General features: G+C 55.3%; 16 protein-coding genes. 15 read left to right on the forward strand and 1 reads right to left on the reverse strand.

The genetic code is table 11. The features are described 5' to 3' along the window. Nucleotides 1-150: 150 nt before the first annotated feature. Both FC18_RS08015 and thiI read left to right on the forward strand, forming a co-directional pair. The gene (locus FC18_RS08015; protein WP_056975995.1) at nucleotides 151-1,299 is read left to right on the forward strand and encodes a cysteine desulfurase family protein; all 1,149 of its coding nucleotides are present in this window, start codon (nucleotides 151-153) and stop codon (nucleotides 1,297-1,299) included. Nucleotides 1,300-1,310: 11 nt separating this feature from the next. After that, nucleotides 1,311-2,528: a tRNA uracil 4-sulfurtransferase ThiI gene (thiI, locus tag FC18_RS08020; protein ID WP_054679877.1), complete on the forward strand. Its 1,218-nt coding sequence runs from the start codon at nucleotides 1,311-1,313 to the stop codon at nucleotides 2,526-2,528. 65 nt (nucleotides 2,529-2,593) lie between these two features. Here thiI and FC18_RS08025 read toward each other — a convergent pair whose 3' ends face one another. After that, on the reverse strand, nucleotides 2,594-4,231 hold the full coding sequence (locus FC18_RS08025) for a peptide ABC transporter substrate-binding protein (RefSeq protein ID WP_054679873.1): 1,638 nt from the start codon (nucleotides 4,229-4,231) through the stop codon (nucleotides 2,594-2,596). Nucleotides 4,232-4,366: 135 nt separating this feature from the next. Here FC18_RS08025 and FC18_RS08030 point away from each other — a divergent pair, with 135 nt between their 5' ends. The 13 genes from FC18_RS08030 to nrdR all read left to right on the forward strand — a co-directional run bounded on the left by FC18_RS08030 (nucleotide 4,367) and on the right by nrdR (nucleotide 19,801). Continuing rightward, entirely contained in the window at nucleotides 4,367-5,482 is a 1,116-nt protein-coding gene (locus FC18_RS08030; RefSeq protein WP_056975997.1) for a GGDEF domain-containing protein, read from the forward strand. A gap of 352 nt (nucleotides 5,483-5,834) precedes the next feature. Then, complete coding sequence (locus FC18_RS08035) at nucleotides 5,835-8,486, forward strand: valine--tRNA ligase (protein ID WP_056975999.1); 2,652 nt, start codon at nucleotides 5,835-5,837, stop codon at nucleotides 8,484-8,486. A gap of 108 nt (nucleotides 8,487-8,594) precedes the next feature. Next, nucleotides 8,595-9,887, forward strand: coding sequence for a bifunctional folylpolyglutamate synthase/dihydrofolate synthase (locus tag FC18_RS08040; protein ID WP_054679865.1), 1,293 nt, complete (start codon nucleotides 8,595-8,597; stop codon nucleotides 9,885-9,887). A 78-nt stretch (nucleotides 9,888-9,965) separates the two neighbouring features. Next, the gene (locus FC18_RS08045; protein ID WP_054679862.1) at nucleotides 9,966-10,610 is read left to right on the forward strand and encodes a JAB domain-containing protein; all 645 of its coding nucleotides are present in this window, start codon (nucleotides 9,966-9,968) and stop codon (nucleotides 10,608-10,610) included. Nucleotides 10,611-10,876: 266 nt separating this feature from the next. Then, complete coding sequence (locus tag FC18_RS08050) at nucleotides 10,877-11,878, forward strand: rod shape-determining protein (RefSeq protein WP_054679859.1); 1,002 nt, start codon at nucleotides 10,877-10,879, stop codon at nucleotides 11,876-11,878. A 212-nt stretch (nucleotides 11,879-12,090) separates the two neighbouring features. Further along, the gene (gene mreC, locus FC18_RS08055; protein ID WP_056976002.1) at nucleotides 12,091-12,942 is read left to right on the forward strand and encodes a rod shape-determining protein MreC; all 852 of its coding nucleotides are present in this window, start codon (nucleotides 12,091-12,093) and stop codon (nucleotides 12,940-12,942) included. A 9-nt stretch (nucleotides 12,943-12,951) separates the two neighbouring features. After that, a complete protein-coding gene (gene mreD / locus FC18_RS08060) occupies nucleotides 12,952-13,479 on the forward strand; it encodes a rod shape-determining protein MreD (RefSeq protein WP_056976004.1) in 528 nt (175 codons plus the stop codon). Between the two features lie 20 nt (nucleotides 13,480-13,499). Continuing rightward, complete coding sequence (locus FC18_RS08065) at nucleotides 13,500-14,156, forward strand: septum site-determining protein MinC (RefSeq protein ID WP_054679850.1); 657 nt, start codon at nucleotides 13,500-13,502, stop codon at nucleotides 14,154-14,156. Beyond that, nucleotides 14,156-14,947, forward strand: coding sequence for a septum site-determining protein MinD (gene minD / locus FC18_RS08070; RefSeq protein ID WP_054679847.1), 792 nt, complete (start codon nucleotides 14,156-14,158; stop codon nucleotides 14,945-14,947). The genes FC18_RS08065 and minD overlap by 1 nt, the downstream gene beginning before the upstream one ends. Before the next feature lie 179 nt (nucleotides 14,948-15,126). Continuing rightward, a complete protein-coding gene (gene polA, locus FC18_RS08075; protein ID WP_056976006.1) occupies nucleotides 15,127-17,757 on the forward strand; it encodes a DNA polymerase I in 2,631 nt (876 codons plus the stop codon). A 63-nt stretch (nucleotides 17,758-17,820) separates the two neighbouring features. Next, nucleotides 17,821-18,660, forward strand: coding sequence for a DNA-formamidopyrimidine glycosylase (gene mutM, locus FC18_RS08080; protein ID WP_056976008.1), 840 nt, complete (start codon nucleotides 17,821-17,823; stop codon nucleotides 18,658-18,660). 3 nt (nucleotides 18,661-18,663) lie between these two features. Next, complete coding sequence (coaE, locus tag FC18_RS08085; protein WP_054679844.1) at nucleotides 18,664-19,266, forward strand: dephospho-CoA kinase; 603 nt, start codon at nucleotides 18,664-18,666, stop codon at nucleotides 19,264-19,266. A 70-nt stretch (nucleotides 19,267-19,336) separates the two neighbouring features. Beyond that, nucleotides 19,337-19,801, forward strand: coding sequence for a transcriptional regulator NrdR (gene nrdR, locus FC18_RS08090; protein WP_054679841.1), 465 nt, complete (start codon nucleotides 19,337-19,339; stop codon nucleotides 19,799-19,801). Nucleotides 19,802-19,846: the final 45 nt, after the last annotated feature.

Raw genomic sequence — 19,846 nt, forward strand, 5'->3', positions numbered from 1 at the left:
TAGAAAAAGGAGCTGACAGACAAGATGTCTATCAACTCCAAATATCGTAGCGCCCTAAATTGTCTGGCTTCCGCAATTTTTGCTAGACGCACCAATGTTTTCTGTTATAATATTCCCAGCTTACTTATTTTTCGGAAGGAACGGCAAATAATGATTTACTTTGATAACAGTGCGACAACCAAGCCGCTGGATAGCGTATTAGCAACCTACCAAACCGTTGCCAAGGAATTCTTCGGCAACCCAAGCTCACTGCACAAACTCGGTGACCGGGCGCGTGCGGTGGTCGAACAGTCACGGGCACAGATTGCCCAGATTATGCGGGCCAAGCCAGAGGAAATTTTCTTCACTAGCGGCGGGACCGAGGGGGACAACTGGATCATCAAGGGCACCGCGATGGCCAAGCGCGTCTTCGGCAAGCACATCATCACGACGACCATCGAGCATCCCGCAGTGCGCGAGACGATGAAGCAGCTGGAAGAACTCGGGTTTGAAGTGACCTACCTGCCCGTCGACAAGCGCGGGTTCATCAACGTCGACGACCTCAAGGCTGCGTTGCGGAAGGACACCATCTTGGTTTCCGTGATGGCGGTCAACAATGAAGTTGGTAGTATTCAGCCGATTGCCAAGATTGGCGACATCCTCGAAGATTACCCAACCGTGCACTTCCACGTTGACGCGGTGCAGGCGGTCGGCAAAGGGGTAATGGATCAGATTCGCCACCCCCGTGTTGATTTCCTCACGTTCTCTGGCCACAAGTTCCACGCTCTGCGCGGGACCGGCTTCATCTACGCCAAGGCGGGCCGCGTGATTGCGCCGCTCATGGCTGGTGGCGGTCAGGAAAAAGACCTGCGCAGTGGGACCGAGAACACTACCGGGATTGCGGCAATGGCGAAGGCGCTGCGTTTGTGCCTCGATAATGAGGCGGAAAAGGTGCAGCGGCAAAATGCGATTCGCAAGACAATTGCGGATTACGTGTCCACCTTTGATGACGTGCACCTGTTCAGTGAACTCACTCCGGACTTTGCCCCGCATGTTTTGACCATGGCCATCAAGGGCGTTCGTGGTGAAACTATCGTCCACGCCTTTGAAAATGAGGGCATCTACATGTCCACGACCAGTGCCTGCTCAAGCCGTTCCGGTCAAGAAAGCAGCACTCTGGCCGCGATGAACGTGCCGCAGAGCTTGGCACAATCCGCCATCCGGGTCAGTCTCGACGAAGCGAACACGCTGGCAGAAGCGGAGCAGTTCAAGCAGGCCTTCAAGAAGGTATACACCAACTTCCAGAAGCTGAAGGCATAGAAAGGAATAACATGCAGTATTCAGAAATCATGGTTCGTTACGGCGAACTGTCCACTAAGGGGAAAAACCAAAAGGCGTTCATTGGCCGGCTTAACGGGAACATCGCCAAGACTCTGCACGATTTTCCGGGCCTAACGATCCGCCCCAAGCGCGACCGTACGCACATTGAACTCAACGGCACCGACGCTACACCAATCATGGACCGCCTGCAGAAGGTGTTCGGGATTCAGTCATTTTCCCCCAGTGTTCAGGTCGAAAAGGACATGGACAAGGTGAAGGCGGCAGCGCTGGAGCTGGTTAACGCAACGGCCGCCAATGGCGTGACGTTTAAGGTTGAAACCAAGCGGGCCGACAAGACCTTCCCCCTCGACACGAACGCGATGAATCTGGCAATGGGCGATTTTTTGACCGTCCAGCGGCCAGACCTCGTGGTTAAAATGAAGCACCCCGACGTTACGCTGCGGGTCGAAATCCGCCGCGAAGCCATCTTCCTGTCCACTACCACCATCAAGGGTGCTGGCGGGCTGCCAGTTGGGACTGCCGGCAAGGCCGCAATGATGCTCAGTGGGGGAATTGACTCACCCGTTGCTGCATACTTGGCCTTAAAGCGCGGGGTGGACATCGAAATGGTGCACTTCTTCAGCCCGCCATACACTAGTGACAACGCGATGAACAAGGCTAAGGAACTCACCGCCAAGCTGACCCCGTACGTGGGTAGCATCACCTTCATCGGCGTGCCGTTCACGCACACGCAGGAAGAAATCAAGGCCAAGGTTCCTGAAGGCTACCTGATGACGATTCAGCGCCGGATGATGTTGCGCCTGACCGAAGCGATTGCGAAGCAGCGTGGCGACTTGGTCATCTTCAACGGTGAATCCGTCGGGCAGGTTGCGTCCCAGACACTGGCCTCAATGGCTGCCATCAACGACGTCTCCGTGATGCCAATCGTGCGCCCCGTGGCCACGATGGACAAGACGGAAATCATCGCCCAGGCCGAAAAGATTGACACTTACGAGCTGTCCATCATGCCGTTCGAAGATTGCTGCACCATCTTCGCACCACCGGCACCAAAGACGCAGCCCCGCATCGATAAGGCGCGCTACTACGAAACTAAGATTGACGTGCAGGGCCTCATGGATGAAGCACTCGCCAACCTCAGCATCGACGTTATCCGCCCCGGTCAGGAATTCCTGAACCAGGATCAGGACATCATCGCGGACCTGTTGTAAAAAGAAATCCCCCAGCATGGACATTTAGCGTCCGTGCTGGGGGATTTTTGCGTGCGCGACCCGGATTAGTGCAGCCGCACATATTCGTAGTTGATAATGCCGTTGGGCAAAACGGGGAAGGTTTCCACGCGGTCCGTGAGCAGGTAGGCCAGACCGGCCTGGTAGACGCCGGCCATCGGCGCGTCAACAGTCAGCAAGTATTTCTCCGCAGCCAGTTCCTGACGCCAGCGTTTCTGGGGCTGATCGCCTAGTTGGTTGATGGCCCGTAGCATTTGGTCGTACTTCGCGTTCGAGTAACCCGAAATGTTCAGCCGGCTATCGGTGAGGTAGAAGCTCAGCAGGTTATAGGGGTCCACGTCGGCGGGCGTCCAGGTGGAGAAGACCATCTGGTAGTTGCCGGCCGTTTCCAGAGCCACACGCTTTTCGAGGTCAGTGGCCTGAAGCGCGATTTTAAGGCCGGGCAAATTATGCTCGATTTGCCCCTTGAGGAAGTTGCCGGCGAGCTTGGCGTCGCTGGTATTGGCGATGTTCAGCGTGACGGTCATGTGACTGGTACCCAATTCCCTTTGCGCCAGGTGCCACTGCTTCAGGGCGTAGGCGGTGTCGAATTCAAGGAGACTTCCGCCAGTTGCGCGAAAATCAGCGCCGGTACTACTGCGCGCCAGGTTGGTCGGGACGATGCCGTTTAACGCCTTGGCGCCGTTTTGCAGCGTACCGGCCGCAAACAGGTGCTTGTCGAAGGCGGTGGCGATGGCGTGGCGTAAGTGCACGTTCTTCGTGGGGCCGGCGGTGGTGTTGAAAATCAGGTAGGCGCAGGAAGTGGTGGTCATCCGGTGCAGTTTGCGATTGCCCAGGTATTTGGGCACTGAATCGGCATCGATGGCGGTGTAATCCAACTTCTGCTGCGTGAACCGGGTGGCGGCATTACTGGAATTGCCGTCGACTGAAAAATCAATTTGGCTCAGCTGCACGTTGCGTTTGAAGTAGTACCGCTTGTTTTTGACCAGCTGCCAGTGTTTATCGTTGTTGCCGGTCCACTTCTGGATGGTGAAGGGCCCGTTGGTTAAGATGTGGTTGGCATCACTGCCGTACAGCTTGCCCTGAGCCAGCGCGTACTTGCGGCTGATGGGCATGAACGGAGCAGAGGACAGGGCCTCAAACAGGTAGGGGTCAGGGGAGGCAAGTTCAACCTTTAATGTGTACTTGCTGGTAGCTGCAACCCCCAGCGCACTCAGCGGCTTCGTGCCCATGCGCACGGCCTCGCCGTTCTTCAAGATGTCAATGCGGCTGGCGTTACGTGATTCAACGGCGGGGTTCGCCAGGCGCTGCCAGGCGTACACGAAGTCATCCGCAGTTAGCGGCGTGCCATTGGACCACTGGTAATGGCGGAGGTGGAACGTGTAGGTGCGCTTATCTTTGCTAATCTGCGGCGCGCCGTCACTGACGTCGGCGATGATGTTGCCCTTGGCGTTATGTCCGTACAGGCCGTCGAACAAGTTGCCAATGGTGCTCGCCGCCGTTAATGTGCTGTAACGCGTACTATCGAGTGTTTCAAAAGTGGTGTCACTACTGATCCGCAACGGTTTATTAGTGGTTGCCGTTGAGCTGATTTTGCCTGGTTGACTGCGCATGTACCAGCCACCGGCAATGGTTAATGCAATGCCAGCAGCGATGAATGCGCCCAGTTTGATTTCGGTCTTCATGTTGGTCCCCCGCGTGCATATTGCTAATGAATATTGTTAAGAATTTTTCAAGCTTTGCACTACCATTATCTTAAAACATGCTCTAAAATTAATAAACATAATCGATAAATTTGTTTTACAGCGAGGGGGCGCGGGATGTTTGATTGGCATAACTGGATTGTTGAACTGGTAATTGCAATCTTCTTCATCTCGGGCTTCGTTGTCTTCTACAACACCTTGGATAGCTGGCTCACGCACAAATTTATTAATCGGGCGCGTGGCAAACAATACACCCGCATCGGGCTGACGTGTTTCGCCTACGTGATGGCCGCGTTTTGCTTGCTCGCCGAGAACTGGAATCCCATCAACAGTGATGCGTACATGAACTGGGCGCTTTATGTGCTGTTCGTACCCGTGCTGGACCGGGATGTTTCGCGGCTGGAGAACGTGGTGCGCTTTGGCGGGATCTTGATTTTTTGGACGGTCAACAATAATTTGGCCGCCCCGATTTATTGGGTCTCGTTAATTGCACTGGAGGCCATCATGGTTGTGACCAACCTATTCCCCCACCTGCTTGACCGCAGTCGGGTGCTCACGGTCGGGTTATCGATGTGGATCGCCATCGCCTTCTGGTTGACCCAGACTCAGCTTATGTGGATGAACATCGTTATGGGTGTGGTGATGTTCGCGTTCATGGAGTTATTTACCGTCCTGTACTGGTCATCCGAGCGCCGCGAACAGCGTGAACGGGAAGCCCTGGTGGAGCAAGTTAACCGCGACACGTTGACGGGTGCGGGCAGCTTCTTTGCCTTCAAGGACGACAGCATGCGGCTCATGGTACGGGCGCAGGAAAAGCGGGAGCCACTGACGCTGGCGATGTTTGACATTGACCACTTCAAGCGGGTGAACGACAAGTACGGGCACGCCGCCGGGAACTTCGTACTGAAGCAGGTGACGCAGCTGGTTGATGCCAAGATGCACGGGCAGATGGGCGCAGCGTGCGGGCTCTTCCGTACCGGCGGCGAAGAATTCAACATGATTTTCGTTAACGCCACGGTGGGGGATGTCAAGCAACTGGGCGCTGACATCCTGGACCTCATTCGGGCCCAGGAGTTCGAATATGAGGGTCAGCAGTTGCACGTGACCCTCTCGATGGGGATTACCGCGCTGACGGACCACGACATGAGCTTTGAAGACGTCTATGAGCGTGCCGATGGGTTGCTCTACCAGTCGAAGCAAGCCGGCCGGGATTACGTGACGGTGGATGCGTGAATTTCAGAAAAAGGTTGCGAATTTTTGGAAAAAGAATTCGCAACCTTTTTTGCTTGTGCTATAATTATGCCAACATGTTGAACGAGAGGGTCGTCGGTGGCCGTTAGCAGAAAAGGGGAGTGGCTGTGAACCCCAAACCAAACCGGCGATTGTAGCTCGTGAGTGCCTCCCTGAAGTTAGTAAGGTGGCCGGCTGCGTCCGTTACCCGTACCGAGTGGGGCATTTGCCCAATTTAGGTGGTACCGCGAGCTAGCTCGTCCTAATTTTTTAGGACGGGCTTTTTTATTTGCCCAGCCACGTGCCCGTTTTTGTTCAACAATATAGCTTTGTAATTCAGTGAGGAGTGAGTCAGATGACCAAAGAATTAGCACCAAAATACGATCCTAAAGCAGTCGAAACCGGCCGCTATGAGGAATGGGTCGAAGAAGGCGTCTTCAAGCCAAATGGCGACAAGAAGGCCAAGCCGTACACAATCGTTATCCCACCACCAAACGTAACCGGGAAGCTCCACATGGGTCACGCCTGGGACACCACGCTGCAGGACATGATTATCCGGCAGAAGCGGATGCAGGGCTACGACACCCTGTACCTGCCCGGGATGGACCACGCCGGGATTGCCACCCAGGCGAAGGTTGAAGCCAAGCTGCGTGAACAGGGCATTACCCGTTATGACCTGGGCCGCGAGAAGTTCGTTGATGAAGTCTGGAAGTGGAAGGACGAATTCAGCCAAATTATCCGCAAGCAGTGGGGTAAGATGGGTCTTTCGCTCGACTACGACCGTGAACGTTTCACCCTCGATGCTGGCCTCAGTAAGGCGGTGCGCAAGGTCTTCGTGCAGCTCTACAATGAAGGTCTGATTTACCGCGGTGAATACATCGTTAACTGGGACCCACAAGCCCGGACAGCGCTGTCTGACATCGAAGTTATTCACCAGGATGACGAAGGTGCCTTCTACCACATGATTTACAAGTACGCCGATGGTACGGATGGCGGAATTGAAATCGCGACGACCCGGCCGGAAACGATGTTCGGGGACACTGCGGTGGCCGTTAACCCTAAGGACCCCCGTTACAAGGACATGATCGGCAAGAACGTAATTGTGCCTGGTGTTGGCCGCGAAATTCCAATCATCGGTGACCAGCACGCCGACATGGACTTCGGGACTGGGGCCGTTAAGATTACCCCTGCCCACGACCCTAACGACTTCCAGGTTGGGAACCGCCACAACCTGGAACGCATTAACTGTATGAATGCGGACGGCACGATGAACGAAGAAGCCGGGAAGTACAACGGCCTCGACCGTTTCGATTGCCGTAAGCAGCTGGTTGCTGACCTGCAGGCTTCCGGGGACCTGATTTCCATCGAGCCAATTGTCCACTCTGTTGGGCACTCTGAGCGGACTGGGGTACAGGTTGAAGCCCGCCTGTCCACCCAGTGGTTCGTCAAGATGAAGCCACTGGCGGAGAAGCTGCTTGAAAACCAGAAGACCGACAACAAGGTTAACTTCGTGCCTGAACGTTTCGAACACACCCTGATTAACTGGATGGAAAACATCCACGACTGGGTTATCTCCCGGCAGCTCTGGTGGGGGCACCAGATTCCGGCTTGGTACAACAAGCAGACCGGCGAAATGTACGTCGGGATGGAAGCACCTAAGGACGCCGAGAACTGGGAGCAGGATGAAGACGTGCTGGACACCTGGTTCAGTTCCGCTCTTTGGCCATTCTCCACGCTGGGTTGGCCGGATGAAGACGCCGCTGATTACAAGCGGTACTACCCAACCAACACCCTGGTCACTGGTTACGACATCATTCCGTTCTGGGTTGCACGCATGATGTTCCAAGGCCTGCACTTCACTGGTCAACGGCCATTTGCCAACACCTTGATTCACGGCTTGATGCGTGATGAACAGGGCCGGAAGATGAGTAAGTCCCTCGGTAACGGGATTGACCCAATCGATGTCATCGACAAGTACGGGACTGACGCTTTGCGCTGGTTCCTCGCTAACGGGACAACACCTGGTCAAGACGCTCGCTTCAGCTACAAGCAGCTCGATGCCGCGTGGAACTTCATCAACAAGATCTGGAACGTTTCCCGTTACGTCATGATGAACCTCGGTGATGACAACTCGGACGCGCAGCCAAACCCAGCGAAGTTTGACCTCGCCGACAAGTGGATCTTCGCTGAACTCAACAAGACCGTCGCGAGTGTGACCGCTAAGTTCGACAAGTTCGAATTCGGGGAAGCCGGCCGCGACCTGTACAACTTCATCTGGGGCGAGTTCGCTGACTGGTACATTGAAATCAGTAAGGAAACCCTCACTGGTGAAGATGAGGCAGCTAAGGCGGAAAAGCGCGCCAACTTGAAGTACGTGCTCGACCAGATTCTGCGGCTCCTGCACCCAATCATGCCGTTTGTGACCGAAGAACTCTGGCAGAGTCTGCACGACACCAAGGATTCCATCGTGACGGCCGCTTACCCAGAAACGCACGCGGAATTCGCAAACGATGCCGCCGTTGCGGAAATGAGCAACGTCATCGAGCTCATCCGCGCCGTCCGGAACATCCGTAACGAAGTGAATGCCCCACTGTCCACGCCAATTGACGTCATCATTTCCCTGAATGACAACAACCTGGAGTCGGCATTCACTGCCAACCGTGCCGTGCTGGACCGCTTCCTGCACACTAAGACGCTGGAGATTCTGCCCGCTGGTGCAGAGGTGACGGCGGCCAAGACTGCTGCATCCGCAGTGATGGCTGGCGCAACGGTTTACGTGCCACTGGCTGAACTGATTGACTTCGACGCTGAAATCGCCAAGCTCAATAAGACCATCGACAAGCTGAACGGTGAACTGACCCGCATCGACAAGAAACTCGGCAACCAGGGTTTCATCGCCAAGGCGCCACAAGCCGTTGTTGACGAGCAGAAGGCTAAGCGCGAGGAATACAGCGCCCAGCTCACTGCCGCCAAGCAGCGCATTAGCGAACTCGAAAGTGCTCGTTAAGCTAGCAAACAAAGAACGTTTGGGTAACCAAGCGTTTTTTTGTGCCCGAAAACAGGCCGGATTAGAGTAGAATAGAGCCTATTAGGGAAAATGTGAGGAAGATGAATCATGGAATTTGCAACATATGCCGACGCGGTGGCGTACATTCACGGCATGCCCCGGTTGCGGCCGAACAACGGACGCGTCGAATTGCAGCAATTGCTGGCTGAACTGGGGCACCCAGAAAAGCACGGGCAGTTTGTGCACGTCACCGGGACCAACGGCAAGGGCTCGACCACCTGTGCCATCGCCCACATTCTGCACGCTTCCGGGCTTCACGTGGGGATGTTCACCTCACCGTTTATCAACCGGTTCAACGAGCGGATTCAGATTGATGGCGAACCAATCGCAGATGAAACCCTGCGCGTGCTGATGGGTAAGGTGGCAACCGCCATCGCGCACTTGCAGGCGCAGACGCCGGGGCTGATTGTCAAAGAATTCGAGGTGGACACGGCGCTTGGCCTGCTCGCCTTTGCTGAGGCGGACGTCGACGTGGCGGTGGTTGAGGTCGGCATTGGTGGAGAACACGATTCAACCAACGTCATCATGCCCGAGGTGGCTGTCATCACGAATGTGGCGCTCGATCACGTGGCGCTACTGGGCGGTTCGCTGGAATCGATTGCCCATGAAAAATCGGGCATTATTAAGTCTGGCGTCCCAGTAGTCACCGGGCCCTTGGTCCAATCCGCTGCCGCAATTGTCCGTGACCGGGCCAAACAGACGGGCAGCAAGGAATATGTGTTTGGTCGCGATTTTGCGGCTAAGGGCAAACCGAACGCGCGCATTTTTGGCAGCAGCCTCGATTACACCGATGCAGATGGGCCGATTAACAAGCTCGAATTCCCGCTTTTAGGTGATTATCAAGTGCAAAACGCGGCGGTGGCGGTGCAAGCTGCCCGCGTGTTTGCTACGCGCACGGGCCGCGAACTGACGGACACGCAGATTCGCACCGGGCTGGCCGCAGCTACCTGGCCGGCACGGCTGGAGCGGATTAAAACCGACCCGACAATTGTCATCGATGGGGGCCACAACCCGGATGGCCTGGGTCACGCGCTCAAGGCAGTTAAGGCTTTGCACTATCCGCAGGTCACAATCATCGCCGGCATTTTGGCGGATAAGGCCCTGCCCGAGATGATGAGCCAGTTGCGGGCGACCGGTGCGGACGTCATTTTGACCACCGTACCGGACAATCCGCGGGCGGCCAGCGAAGCGGATTACCGCGCGGCGGGAGGTACCTGGCGCGTTATGGAATGGCATGATGCTCTGATTGACGCTATCTACAGCAATACGGACGGGCTAATTCTGATTATTGGTTCGCTCTATTTGGCCTCCGCTGTGCGGCAGGAGTTAGTGCCGCAATAAAAAAATTCCCCCGAAACGCAAAAAGTTTCGGGGGTTTTGTCGTTTTTTCGCGCAATCTATAGTTATAGGAGGCAGAAAATGACAAACATTAATATTGACGAATTACCACGCGTAAACGTGACGGATGTGACCCGCGAACTTGTCACCCGCTTATTCGGGGCGGCGAATCTCACTGACCAGATAGCGGTGAATTCAATCTGTGTGCGCTACCCGCACATGGCCGGGCTGGCGGTGGCGGACGAAGACGAACTGGCCGCACTTAATGGTGTTGGTCCAGAGCGGGCGCGGTTACTAATTGCCGCGGTGGATGCGGGCGAGTACGCGGTGCGCAATCTCACCTTCGCGCAGAACCAGGTAGTCAGCTCGGACCAACTAGGTGAGCTGTTGGTCCGCCGGATGTCCGGCCTGATTCAGGAGCAGATGCTGGTGTTTTTCCTCAACGTGAAGAACGAAATCATCGAGGAACAAACCATGTTCAAGGGCAGCATTGAATCGAGTGTGACTGACCAGCGGGTGATTCTGCGCCGCGCGTTGCTGCTTGGCTCCAGCCGCCTCATCATTGCGCACAATCATCCGAGTGGCTCGCTGCACCCCAGTGCTGAGGACGAGGAGGCCACCAGCCACTTATTTGCTGCCGGCCAGATTGTCGGTGTGAACTTGCTGGATCACATCATCGTCGGCCGTGATGACTACCTGTCCTTCCGGGAGGAGGGTGAGCTTTAGTGCTTTTTACACGCAAGACATTTTTGCCCAGTTTTGGCGGGCAAAAATGTCTTGTTTGCGTTTTGCCGGCGCCTGTATTTATAAGGAACAGTTAAAAGTGGCCAAAAATTACCATCTATTTCACGCAACAAACGGGTTATTTACGGAAAATCGTTCAGCGTATGTTATAATTCTTCCAGAAAGAATTCGGGCCGCCCACGATTCGGGTGGCAGGTGCGTAGTGGATACTACAAGCTGAAGCGGCTCGAGATAAAGGAGAGAACATCTTGTTTGGATTAGGTGCAAAGAACATTGGGATTGATCTCGGTACGGCAAACACCCTCGTGTACGTTGAGGGTAAGGGGATTGTCCTTAGTGAACCTTCTGTCGTTGCTAAGAACACACAAAGCGGCGAAATCATTGCGGTGGGTGCAGAAGCCCGCGACATGATTGGCCGCACGCCAGTCAACATCACGGCTATCCGCCCAATGAAGGACGGCGTGATTGCAGACTACGACACCACCGCCGCAATGCTCAAGTACTTCATGGGCAAGGCACTTGGTGGCAACAGCCATCCATACGTGATGGTCTGCGTTCCAAGTGGTGTGACTGAAGTTGAAAAGCGGGCCGTGATTGATGCCGCTAAGGTTGCCGGTGCCCGTGACGCTTACGTCATCGAAGAACCATATGCAGCCGCAATCGGTGCCGGGTTGCCCGTAATGGACCCAACCGGGAGCATGGTTGTTGATATCGGTGGTGGTACGACCGACGTGGCTACGATTTCCCTTGGGGGGATTGTGTCCAGCCGTTCCATCCGCATGGCCGGCGACAAGATCGACGAAGCCATCACGACCTACATTCGTCAGCACTACAACCTGCTGATTGGGGAACGGACCGCGGAAGACATCAAGATTCAGATTGGTTCTGCCTCCCTTGAAGAAGCTAAGACTCTGGATGGCATGACCGTGCGCGGTCGCGACCTGCTTTCTGGCCTGCCTAAGACGGTTGAAATCAAGGCGACCGACATTGCCCACGCGATGAACGAAGTCGTTACTGGCATCATCGAAGCCATCAAGGAAACACTGGAAGAAACATCCCCAGAAATCGCCGCGGACGTAATCGACCACGGGATTGTTCTCACTGGTGGTGGCGCAATGCTCAAGAGCCTGGACAAGGTCATCAGCGACGAAACCAAGGTGCCAGTCTTCATCGCCCAGGATCCACTGGACTGTGTTGCGGTTGGGACCGGTGAATCCCTCAAGAACATTGAGGCCATGAAGAAACACTAATTACAAACAAGGGGTTAACTTAGGCGACTGCAGATGCGGTTTGCGCTAAGTTGACGAATTATACGGCCGCGAATGATTTTGGTTCGCGTTGCATGGCTGCTAGTCAGCCGTGCGCCGCTTTGACCGGGGGAGGGCATGACGGATGCGTCGTTCCGTCCCCCGTTTGTATAATTCGGCAGGTAATTAGTGGCAACGGAATAAGGAGTTTTGGCATGCAGAAGTTTTTTTCAAATAAACGCCTGATCGTTCTGTTGGTGGCACTGATTCTTAGTGTCGGCTTCATTTCGGCCTCCATTGCGGTGCGGGACAAAAAAGCAACCCCGCCACTTATCCAGCAAGTGGGTAACGACGCGGTGGGGATTGCGGGTTGGGTGGTTGCCGGACCGGCGAACGCCATTAATGGTGGCCTGAGCGACATCGCCAACTTGATGAACACGTACTCGGAAAATGAGCGCCTGAAGTCAAAACTTGACGACCTTGCCCAGACGAAGGTGCGTAACCAGACGTTAAGCCGGGAAAACAAGCAGTTGAAAAAGCAGCTGAAGTTAACGGCCACGCTGGCGGACTACGACACCGTCACCGCGGCGGTTGAGTCCCGCTCACCATCTAACTGGCTGAACGTGTTGATCATCGACAAGGGTTCCGTTTCCGGGGTGAAGAAGAACATGCCCGTCATGTCCGGCAAGGGGCTGATTGGCCGCGTGACGGAAGTGAACAAAACCAACTCGAAGGTGGAATTGGTCTCCACGGATAACAATGCGGCCAACCGCTTTGCTGCCCAAGTTGATGTGGGTAATAAGACCATCAACGGGGTGATTACCGGGTACGACACCGCTTCGGGGCGCTTGGTCATGGGCCAACTCACGACCGACGCGAAGGTGAAGAAGGGAACCAAGGTGTACACGTCCGGACTTGGTGGACGGACGCCAAAGGGCCTGTTCATCGGGACCGTCAGCACCGTCAAGAAGGACGATTACGGTTTGGCCAACACGATTTACCTGAAGCCAGCCGGCAGCCTCAACGACGTGTCCGTTGTGACCGTTATTGACCGGACTGTGCAGTAGGTGACCGTGATGAATGATAAACCATTTACACGGCACTGGGTGTCGGCAGTTGCGCTCTTTTTAGCTTTGCTATTTGACGGCACCGTGACGCAAATCCTCGCAATCTGGTCCAAGAGTCCAGCTGGACCGGGAGTGCCCCAGATTTTGCTGATGATGCTGATTTTTGTTGCGATTTTCGTGCCGGATGATAACTGGATTGTCTGGATGGCCCTGGTCTTTGGGGTACTCATGGACATGTACTACACCGGCATTATTGGGGTCAACGCGCTGATCTTGCCGCTGCTGACGTATTTAGTGCGCCAGTTGCGGCCGTATGTTGCCCACACGAGTGTTGTCACCTGGGCGATTTTCATCATCGCCGTGGCGGTCCAGATGTTCGGCGAATACGCGTTATTACATTTCATGGGTCAAACCGATGTGAGCCTCAAGCTACTGGTAACACAGCATTTGGCACCAAGTTTGACGGTGAATATCATTTTATTCATCATTCTCTACTTCCCATGTACGCGATTACTGGTAAAATTAACCCAGAGATAATTTAAGTTGGGGGTACTGTGATGGATGCAGTAATTCTAAAAGGAACGGCTGACGGCTTCGGCTTGCGGCTGAATGCGGACGCGGCGGTGACGGAGATTATTGCGCAACTGGACGCGCTGTTGGGCCGGCTGTACAAGGATACGCCGGAGGGCAGTGTGAACTTCACCGTTGATACTGGCAACCGGTTGTTTGATGAGCAGCAGCGGCAGCAGCTTGACCAAGTCTTTGCGCAGTATCCACGTTTCGCGGTGCGTATGGTTAGCAGCAGCGTCGTTGCATCATCTACGGTTGACGCGCGTATTGCCGCGGCCAAGACCCACTTCGCCGGGGGCATCGTGCGTTCCGGGCAGGCCCTGACGTTTAACGGGGATGTGGTCTTCGCTGGCGTTTTGCATCCAGGTGGTCAGGTACGCGCGAGTGGTTCGGTGTTCATCTTGGGCGCCGCGAACGGAATTGTGCACGCCGGGTTCCCCGACAACAGCAATGCGGTCGTCGCGGGGAACCTGGGCGGACTGACGCAGGTACGAATTGCGGACGCGGTAGAAATCGTGGAACCAGAAACCTACGCGCAGCCCGCTGTGTGCTTCATGACCGACCAGCACTTGCTCGCACACGACGCGTTGGCCAAGTTAAGGGATATTCGCCCACAGATTTTTGATCAGACGGAGGAAGCGTAATGGGAACAGCACTTGTTGTCACATCTGGTAAGGGTGGGGTTGGCAAAACTACTACTAGTGCAAACATCGGGACGGCGCTCGCGCTGCAAGGCAAGCGAGTGGTTCTACTAGACCTAGATATTGGCCTGCGGAACCTCGACGCTGTGCTCGGGTTGTCCAACCGCATCATTTACGACATTGTTGACGTCGCAAACGGCCGGGCCAAGCTGCACCAGGCCCTCATCAAGGACAAGCGGTTTGACGATTTGCTGTACCTCTTGCCGGCCCCACAGAACGCCGATAAGGACGCATTAACGCCCGAGCAAGTTGCGGCAATCGTGAATGATCTGAAGCCTGATTTTGACTTCATCATCCTGGATTCACCAGCGGGGATTGAGCAAGGCTTCCGGAACTCCGTGGCTGGTGCTGACGGGGCCATCGTGGTGACCACGCCCGAAATCAGTGCGGTTTCTGACGCCGACCGGGTGGTGGGCCTTATCGAACAAAAGCCAATGTCCATCAAGCCGCGGCTGCTTATCAACCGGGTGCGGGCGAACATGCTTGCTGACGGGACGGCAATGGACATCGACGAGATTACAACGCACCTCGGGATTGACTTGCTCGGGATTATCAACGACGATGACGCCGTGATTGCCACCTCGAACAAGGGCGAGACGATTGTCATGAACCCCGACAATGCGGCTTCCCGGGGTTACCGGGACGTGGCACGGCGTCTGCTCGGCGAGACGGTGCCGCTCGCGAAGATTGTCGAGCAAAAGCGCGGTTTCTGGGCGCGTCTGTTCCACAAATAAACTGAGATTGCTAAGGCAGGGATGCAGTTCCCTGTCTTTTTTCGTGGCGATAATGTTGTCAGCGGAAAGGCGTAAGGATAAATGCCGCTTATGGTAGAATGGTAGTAGACGGAATTTCGGATATGGCGCTTTACGTGCGGGGTGCGGCAGATTTTGCCGCCACCATTACAGGAGGATATATGAGCAAGGTATTGTTAATCGATGGGAACTCAGTTGCGTTTCGGGCGTTCTATGCCACCTATACGGCACTGGATAACTTCACCAACCACGCGGGGGTGCACACCAACGCGATTTTTGGCTTCGACAACATGCTGGCGACCTTGCTGAAGCGGGACACCCCAGATAAGGTGCTGGTGGCCTTCGACGCGGGGAAGACCACTTTCCGCACCAAGAAGTACGACAACTATAAGGGCGGCCGCCAGAAGACGCCGGAAGAATTGCTTGAGCAGATGCCACTGATTAAGCAAATGCTGGAAGGTTATGGAATTCAGCACTACGAACTGGCGAACTATGAGGCTGATGACATCATCGGTACCCTGTCCCACCAGGCTGACTTAGCGGGCGACACCGTAACGATTGTGACCGGGGACCGTGACTTGACGCAATTAGCCACCGATAACGTGACGGTCGCGGTGACGATTAAGGGCGTGCAGGAGACTGAAAGCTACACGCCGGCGCACATGCAGGATAAGTTTGAAGTGACGCCCAAGCAGTTTATCGACCTTAAGGGACTGATGGGTGACACGTCCGACAATTATCCGGGTGTAACCAAGGTGGGGGAGAAGACGGCGATCAAGCTCATTAAGGAGTTTGGTAGTATCGAAAACCTCTACGCGCACGTCGACGAACTCAAGAAGAGCAAAATGAAGGAAAACCTGATTAATGATCGGGATAATGCCTTCATGAGTAAGGACCTGGCGACCATCCGGCTGGATGCACCGCTCACTATCGGGCTGGATGATATCGATTATGCGGGGCCCGATGTGGACACGTTGCGCGACTTCTTCACCGAAATGGACATGAAGTCGGCCCTGAAGCGGTTGGGCGCGGTGCCGGTTGCGGTGAAGCAGGTTGAATACACCGAACTGACTGCCGACAATTTGGCGCTGGCGATGCAACTTAAGGCGCCCGTCGCCTTTGAATTGTCCATGCTGGGGGATAATTACCACACGGAAGCGTTGCGCGGCTTCATGGTTGCGGATGCGAACCAGATTTTTGTCAGCACCGACGTTTCGCTCCTTGGTGACCTTGAGTTCAGCATGTGGCTGGGCGACGCGGCCCGCCAGCTGACGGTGTTCGATGCAAAACGCAATATTGTTGCGGGCAGTCGGGCAGGTGTGGATCTACACCCCGACTTCGATGCGCTCCTGGCGTCCTACCTGCTTGATCCAGACGATAACAGCACTGACCTGGGTACCCTGGCGCGCAACCACGATTACATGCAGTTGCAGGCCGATGTCGACGTTTTCGGCAAGGGTGCGAAGTTGCACATGCCGGAAAAAGCGGATTTCTGCAACTTCCTGGCACAAAAAGCGGATGCGCTGCTGACATTGCGGCCACAACTGTTGGCTGAATTGGCTAAGCAGGATGAAAGCGCGCTGTTTACAGACCTCGAATTGCCCCTGTCGACCGTGCTCGCCCAGATGGAAATGGCCGGGATTACGATGGATGCTGACGTCCTGCAAGGTATGGGCGAGCAGTGGACTGGCAGCATGAATGTGCTCGAACAGGAAATCTACAACGAAGCGGGCCGCGAGTTTAACCTCAACTCTCCCAAGCAACTGGGCGTAGTGCTGTTTGAAGAGCTGGGCCTGCCCGTGATTAAGAAGACCAAGACTGGCTATTCGACCAGTGTCGACGTGCTTGAACAGCTGAAGTCTAGTCACCCAATCATCCAGAAGATTCTCGACTGGCGCGGTCTGGCCAAGCTGCAGTCGACCTACGTTAACGGGCTGCAAAAGGCGCTGCACGCGGATGGCAAGATTCACACGCGCTACCTGCAGACGCTCACCCAGACGGGCCGGCTGAGCTCCGTGGATCCGAACATGCAAAACATTCCGGCGCGCGGTCTCGGTAAGCAGGTGCGGTACGCCTTCGTGCCGAGCAAGCCGGATTGGGTTATTTTCAGTTCCGACTACTCCCAGATTGAACTGCGAGTCCTCGCCCACATTTCGGGCGACAAGAACATGCAGGAGGCGTTCAAGGAGGACCGCGACATTCACGCGAACACCGCGATGAAGATTTTTGGCCTCGACTCTGCGGATCAGGTAACGCCAGACATGCGGCGGCAGGCTAAGGCGACTAACTTCGGGATTGTTTACGGGATTTCGGACTTCGGGCTCGCCGCGAACATTGGGATTACCCGTAGCCAGGCCAAGGCGTTCATTGCCGGTTACTTCGAGCAGTATCCGGACGTGAAGACGTACATGGACAAGATGGTGGCCAAGGCGCGCGAGGATGGCTACGTCGAGACGCTGTTTAACCGGCGCCGGTACCTGCGCGATATTCACAGCCGTAACTTCAACCTGCGCAGCTTTGCAGAGCGGACCGCGATGAACACGCCGATCCAGGGCAGTGCCGCGGACATCATCAAAGTTGCCATGGTACGGATGCAGCAGGCGCTCACGGAACACCACCTGCAGGCCAAGATGCTGCTGCAGGTTCATGACGAACTGATTTTTGAGGCGCCGCGCAGTGAAGTTGCAGTGCTGGCTAAGCTCGTGCCGCAAGTCATGGATTCGGCCGTCAAGCTCGATGTGCCGCTGAAGGTTGAGAGCAATTACGGTGATACGTGGTACGATGCGAAGTAGTGGCGTAATGCCGGCATTCGGTGTACGCTGATATCAAGTTATTAATAGATTGGTGGGGTAGTCATGCCAGAATTACCAGAAGTTGAAACGGTGCGGCGGAATCTGTCGGGTCTTATTATTGGCAAGCAAATCAGTCAGGTGGGAACCGACTGGGAGAAAATCCTGAATGGGGGACTCCAGCTTTTTCGCGATGCACTCATTGGGCAGCGGTTCATCGCTGTCGACCGGCGCGGGAAGTACCTCTTGCTGCGGCTCAGCGGGGACAACACGATTATTAGCCATTTGCGCATGGAAGGTAAGTATGCGCTGATGGAAGACCATGATGAACCGCATGCCCGTTTCACGCACGTCTGGTTCACATTCACCGATGGCAGCGAATTACGCTACTTTGACTCGCGTAAGTTCGGCCGGATGACCTTGGTGCAGACCGGGACAGAAATGCAGACGGCGGGCCTGGCGACAATTGGCCCAGAGCCAACCGCCGCGGACTTTTCGGTGACCGATTTTGCCAGCAAGCTCGCCCGGCACAAGAAGGCCATTAAGTCCGTGATTCTGGATCAGGCTACGGTTGCGGGGGTCGGCAATATTTACGCCGACGAAACGCTGTGGATGAGCAAGATTCACCCAGAACGGCCAGCCAACAGTCTGCAGCCGGAAGAGGTGCAGGCGCTGCACGACAACATCATCGCGGAGCTTAGCCAGGCGATTGACCTGGGCGGGACGACGGTGCATTCATACGTCAATGCGCTCGGCAAGGAAGGCGGCTTCCAGAACAAGCTGAACGTATACGGCCGGACTGGTGAGCCGTGCCTGCGTTGCGGAACGCCGATTGAAAAGATTAAAGTTGGCGGGCGCGGCACACACTTTTGCCCCCACTGCCAGCTTGCGCCCAGCGAGGGTTAGCCAATGACGTATAAGTTAGGGGTGACGGGCGGCATTGCGACCGGGAAGTCGTCGATTGCCCGTGAATTGGCAGCACTGGGTTTCCCAGTGGTGGATGCCGACTCGATTGCGCGGCAGGTGGTGGCGCCAGGCAGTCCGCTGCTGGCGGCGATTGCCACTGAATTTGGCGCGGAAGTTGTGGACCAAGATGGCACGTTGAACCGGCCCGCGCTGGCGCAACTGGTTTTTGGTCATGATGCAGCGTTGGGGCGGCTGAACGCGCTCATGCAGCCGGCAATTCGCCGCGAATTTGTCCGGCAACTGCATGCAGCTGTGGCGACGGGCGCAGAAATTGTGGTGGGTGATGTGCCACTGCTGTTTGAGCAGCAGTACCAAGAGTATTTTGATGGTATCGTGGTGGCGGTGGCTGACAAAGAATATCAGCTCGAGCGCATCATGGCCCGGGATGGTCTGTCGCAAGTGCAGGCTCGGCACCGCATTGAGGCCCAAATGCCGCTCAGTAGCAAGGTACAGCAGGCTGATTTTACCGTGAATACGATGGGTCCAGAAGAATTGCGTCATGTTCAAGTAATGCAACTAGTACGTCACATCAAAAATTTGGTATAATCATCACCGAGAGTTATTATCGTTTTTCGTGCTCGCTAGAAACGCATACCATGTAATGGGGGATTAGTCCGTGCAGTGTCCACATTGTCATAAAAATAGTTCACGGGTCGTTGATTCACGGCCAACCGATGGCGGGGCCGCAATTCGGCGGCGCCGTGAGTGTGAGAATTGCGGTTATCGCTTTACCACATTCGAACGCGTTGAACAGACGCCATTACTCGTCATCAAGAAGAATGGTACCCGTGAAGAGTTTAACCGGGAGAAGATTCTGCGCGGACTTATCCGTGCGGCGGAAAAACGTCCGGTAACCATGGAACAGATGCAGCAGATTGTCGAGTCAGTCGAAACCAAACTGCGGGCGATTGGGGAGAATGAAGTGTCCAGTCAGAGCATCGGTGAGTATGTGATGAGCATGCTGGCGGATGTTGACGACGTGGCGTACATTCGTTTCGCCAGTGTTTACCGCCAGTTCAAGGACATGTCTGTGTTCATGGATGAACTCAAGGACATGATGAATAAAGAAAAGAACAAGTAACTAACAGGATGCGGCCCGACCCAGTGATGGGCGGGCCGTACTTGT

Source organism: Lacticaseibacillus sharpeae JCM 1186 = DSM 20505, assembly GCF_001436225.1.
GTDB classification, from domain to species: Bacteria; Bacillota; Bacilli; order Lactobacillales; family Lactobacillaceae; genus Lacticaseibacillus; species Lacticaseibacillus sharpeae.

Excerpts from the sequence above, each read along its gene's own strand:
- FC18_RS08015 (WP_056975995.1), top strand. The coding sequence starts at position 151 with ATGATTTACTTTGATAACAGTGCGACAACCAAGCCGCTGGATAGCGTA.
- thiI (WP_054679877.1), top strand. The coding sequence starts at position 1,311 with ATGCAGTATTCAGAAATCATGGTTCGTTACGGCGAACTGTCCACTAAG.
- FC18_RS08025 (WP_054679873.1), bottom strand. The coding sequence starts at position 4,231 with ATGAAGACCGAAATCAAACTGGGCGCATTCATCGCTGCTGGCATTGCA.
- FC18_RS08030 (WP_056975997.1), top strand. The coding sequence starts at position 4,367 with ATGTTTGATTGGCATAACTGGATTGTTGAACTGGTAATTGCAATCTTC.
- FC18_RS08035 (WP_056975999.1), top strand. The coding sequence starts at position 5,835 with ATGACCAAAGAATTAGCACCAAAATACGATCCTAAAGCAGTCGAAACC.
- FC18_RS08040 (WP_054679865.1), top strand. The coding sequence starts at position 8,595 with ATGGAATTTGCAACATATGCCGACGCGGTGGCGTACATTCACGGCATG.
- FC18_RS08045 (WP_054679862.1), top strand. The coding sequence starts at position 9,966 with ATGACAAACATTAATATTGACGAATTACCACGCGTAAACGTGACGGAT.
- mreC (WP_056976002.1), top strand. The coding sequence starts at position 12,091 with ATGCAGAAGTTTTTTTCAAATAAACGCCTGATCGTTCTGTTGGTGGCA.
- mreD (WP_056976004.1), top strand. The coding sequence starts at position 12,952 with ATGAATGATAAACCATTTACACGGCACTGGGTGTCGGCAGTTGCGCTC.
- FC18_RS08065 (WP_054679850.1), top strand. The coding sequence starts at position 13,500 with ATGGATGCAGTAATTCTAAAAGGAACGGCTGACGGCTTCGGCTTGCGG.
- minD (WP_054679847.1), top strand. The coding sequence starts at position 14,156 with ATGGGAACAGCACTTGTTGTCACATCTGGTAAGGGTGGGGTTGGCAAA.
- polA (WP_056976006.1), top strand. The coding sequence starts at position 15,127 with ATGAGCAAGGTATTGTTAATCGATGGGAACTCAGTTGCGTTTCGGGCG.
- mutM (WP_056976008.1), top strand. The coding sequence starts at position 17,821 with ATGCCAGAATTACCAGAAGTTGAAACGGTGCGGCGGAATCTGTCGGGT.
- coaE (WP_054679844.1), top strand. The coding sequence starts at position 18,664 with ATGACGTATAAGTTAGGGGTGACGGGCGGCATTGCGACCGGGAAGTCG.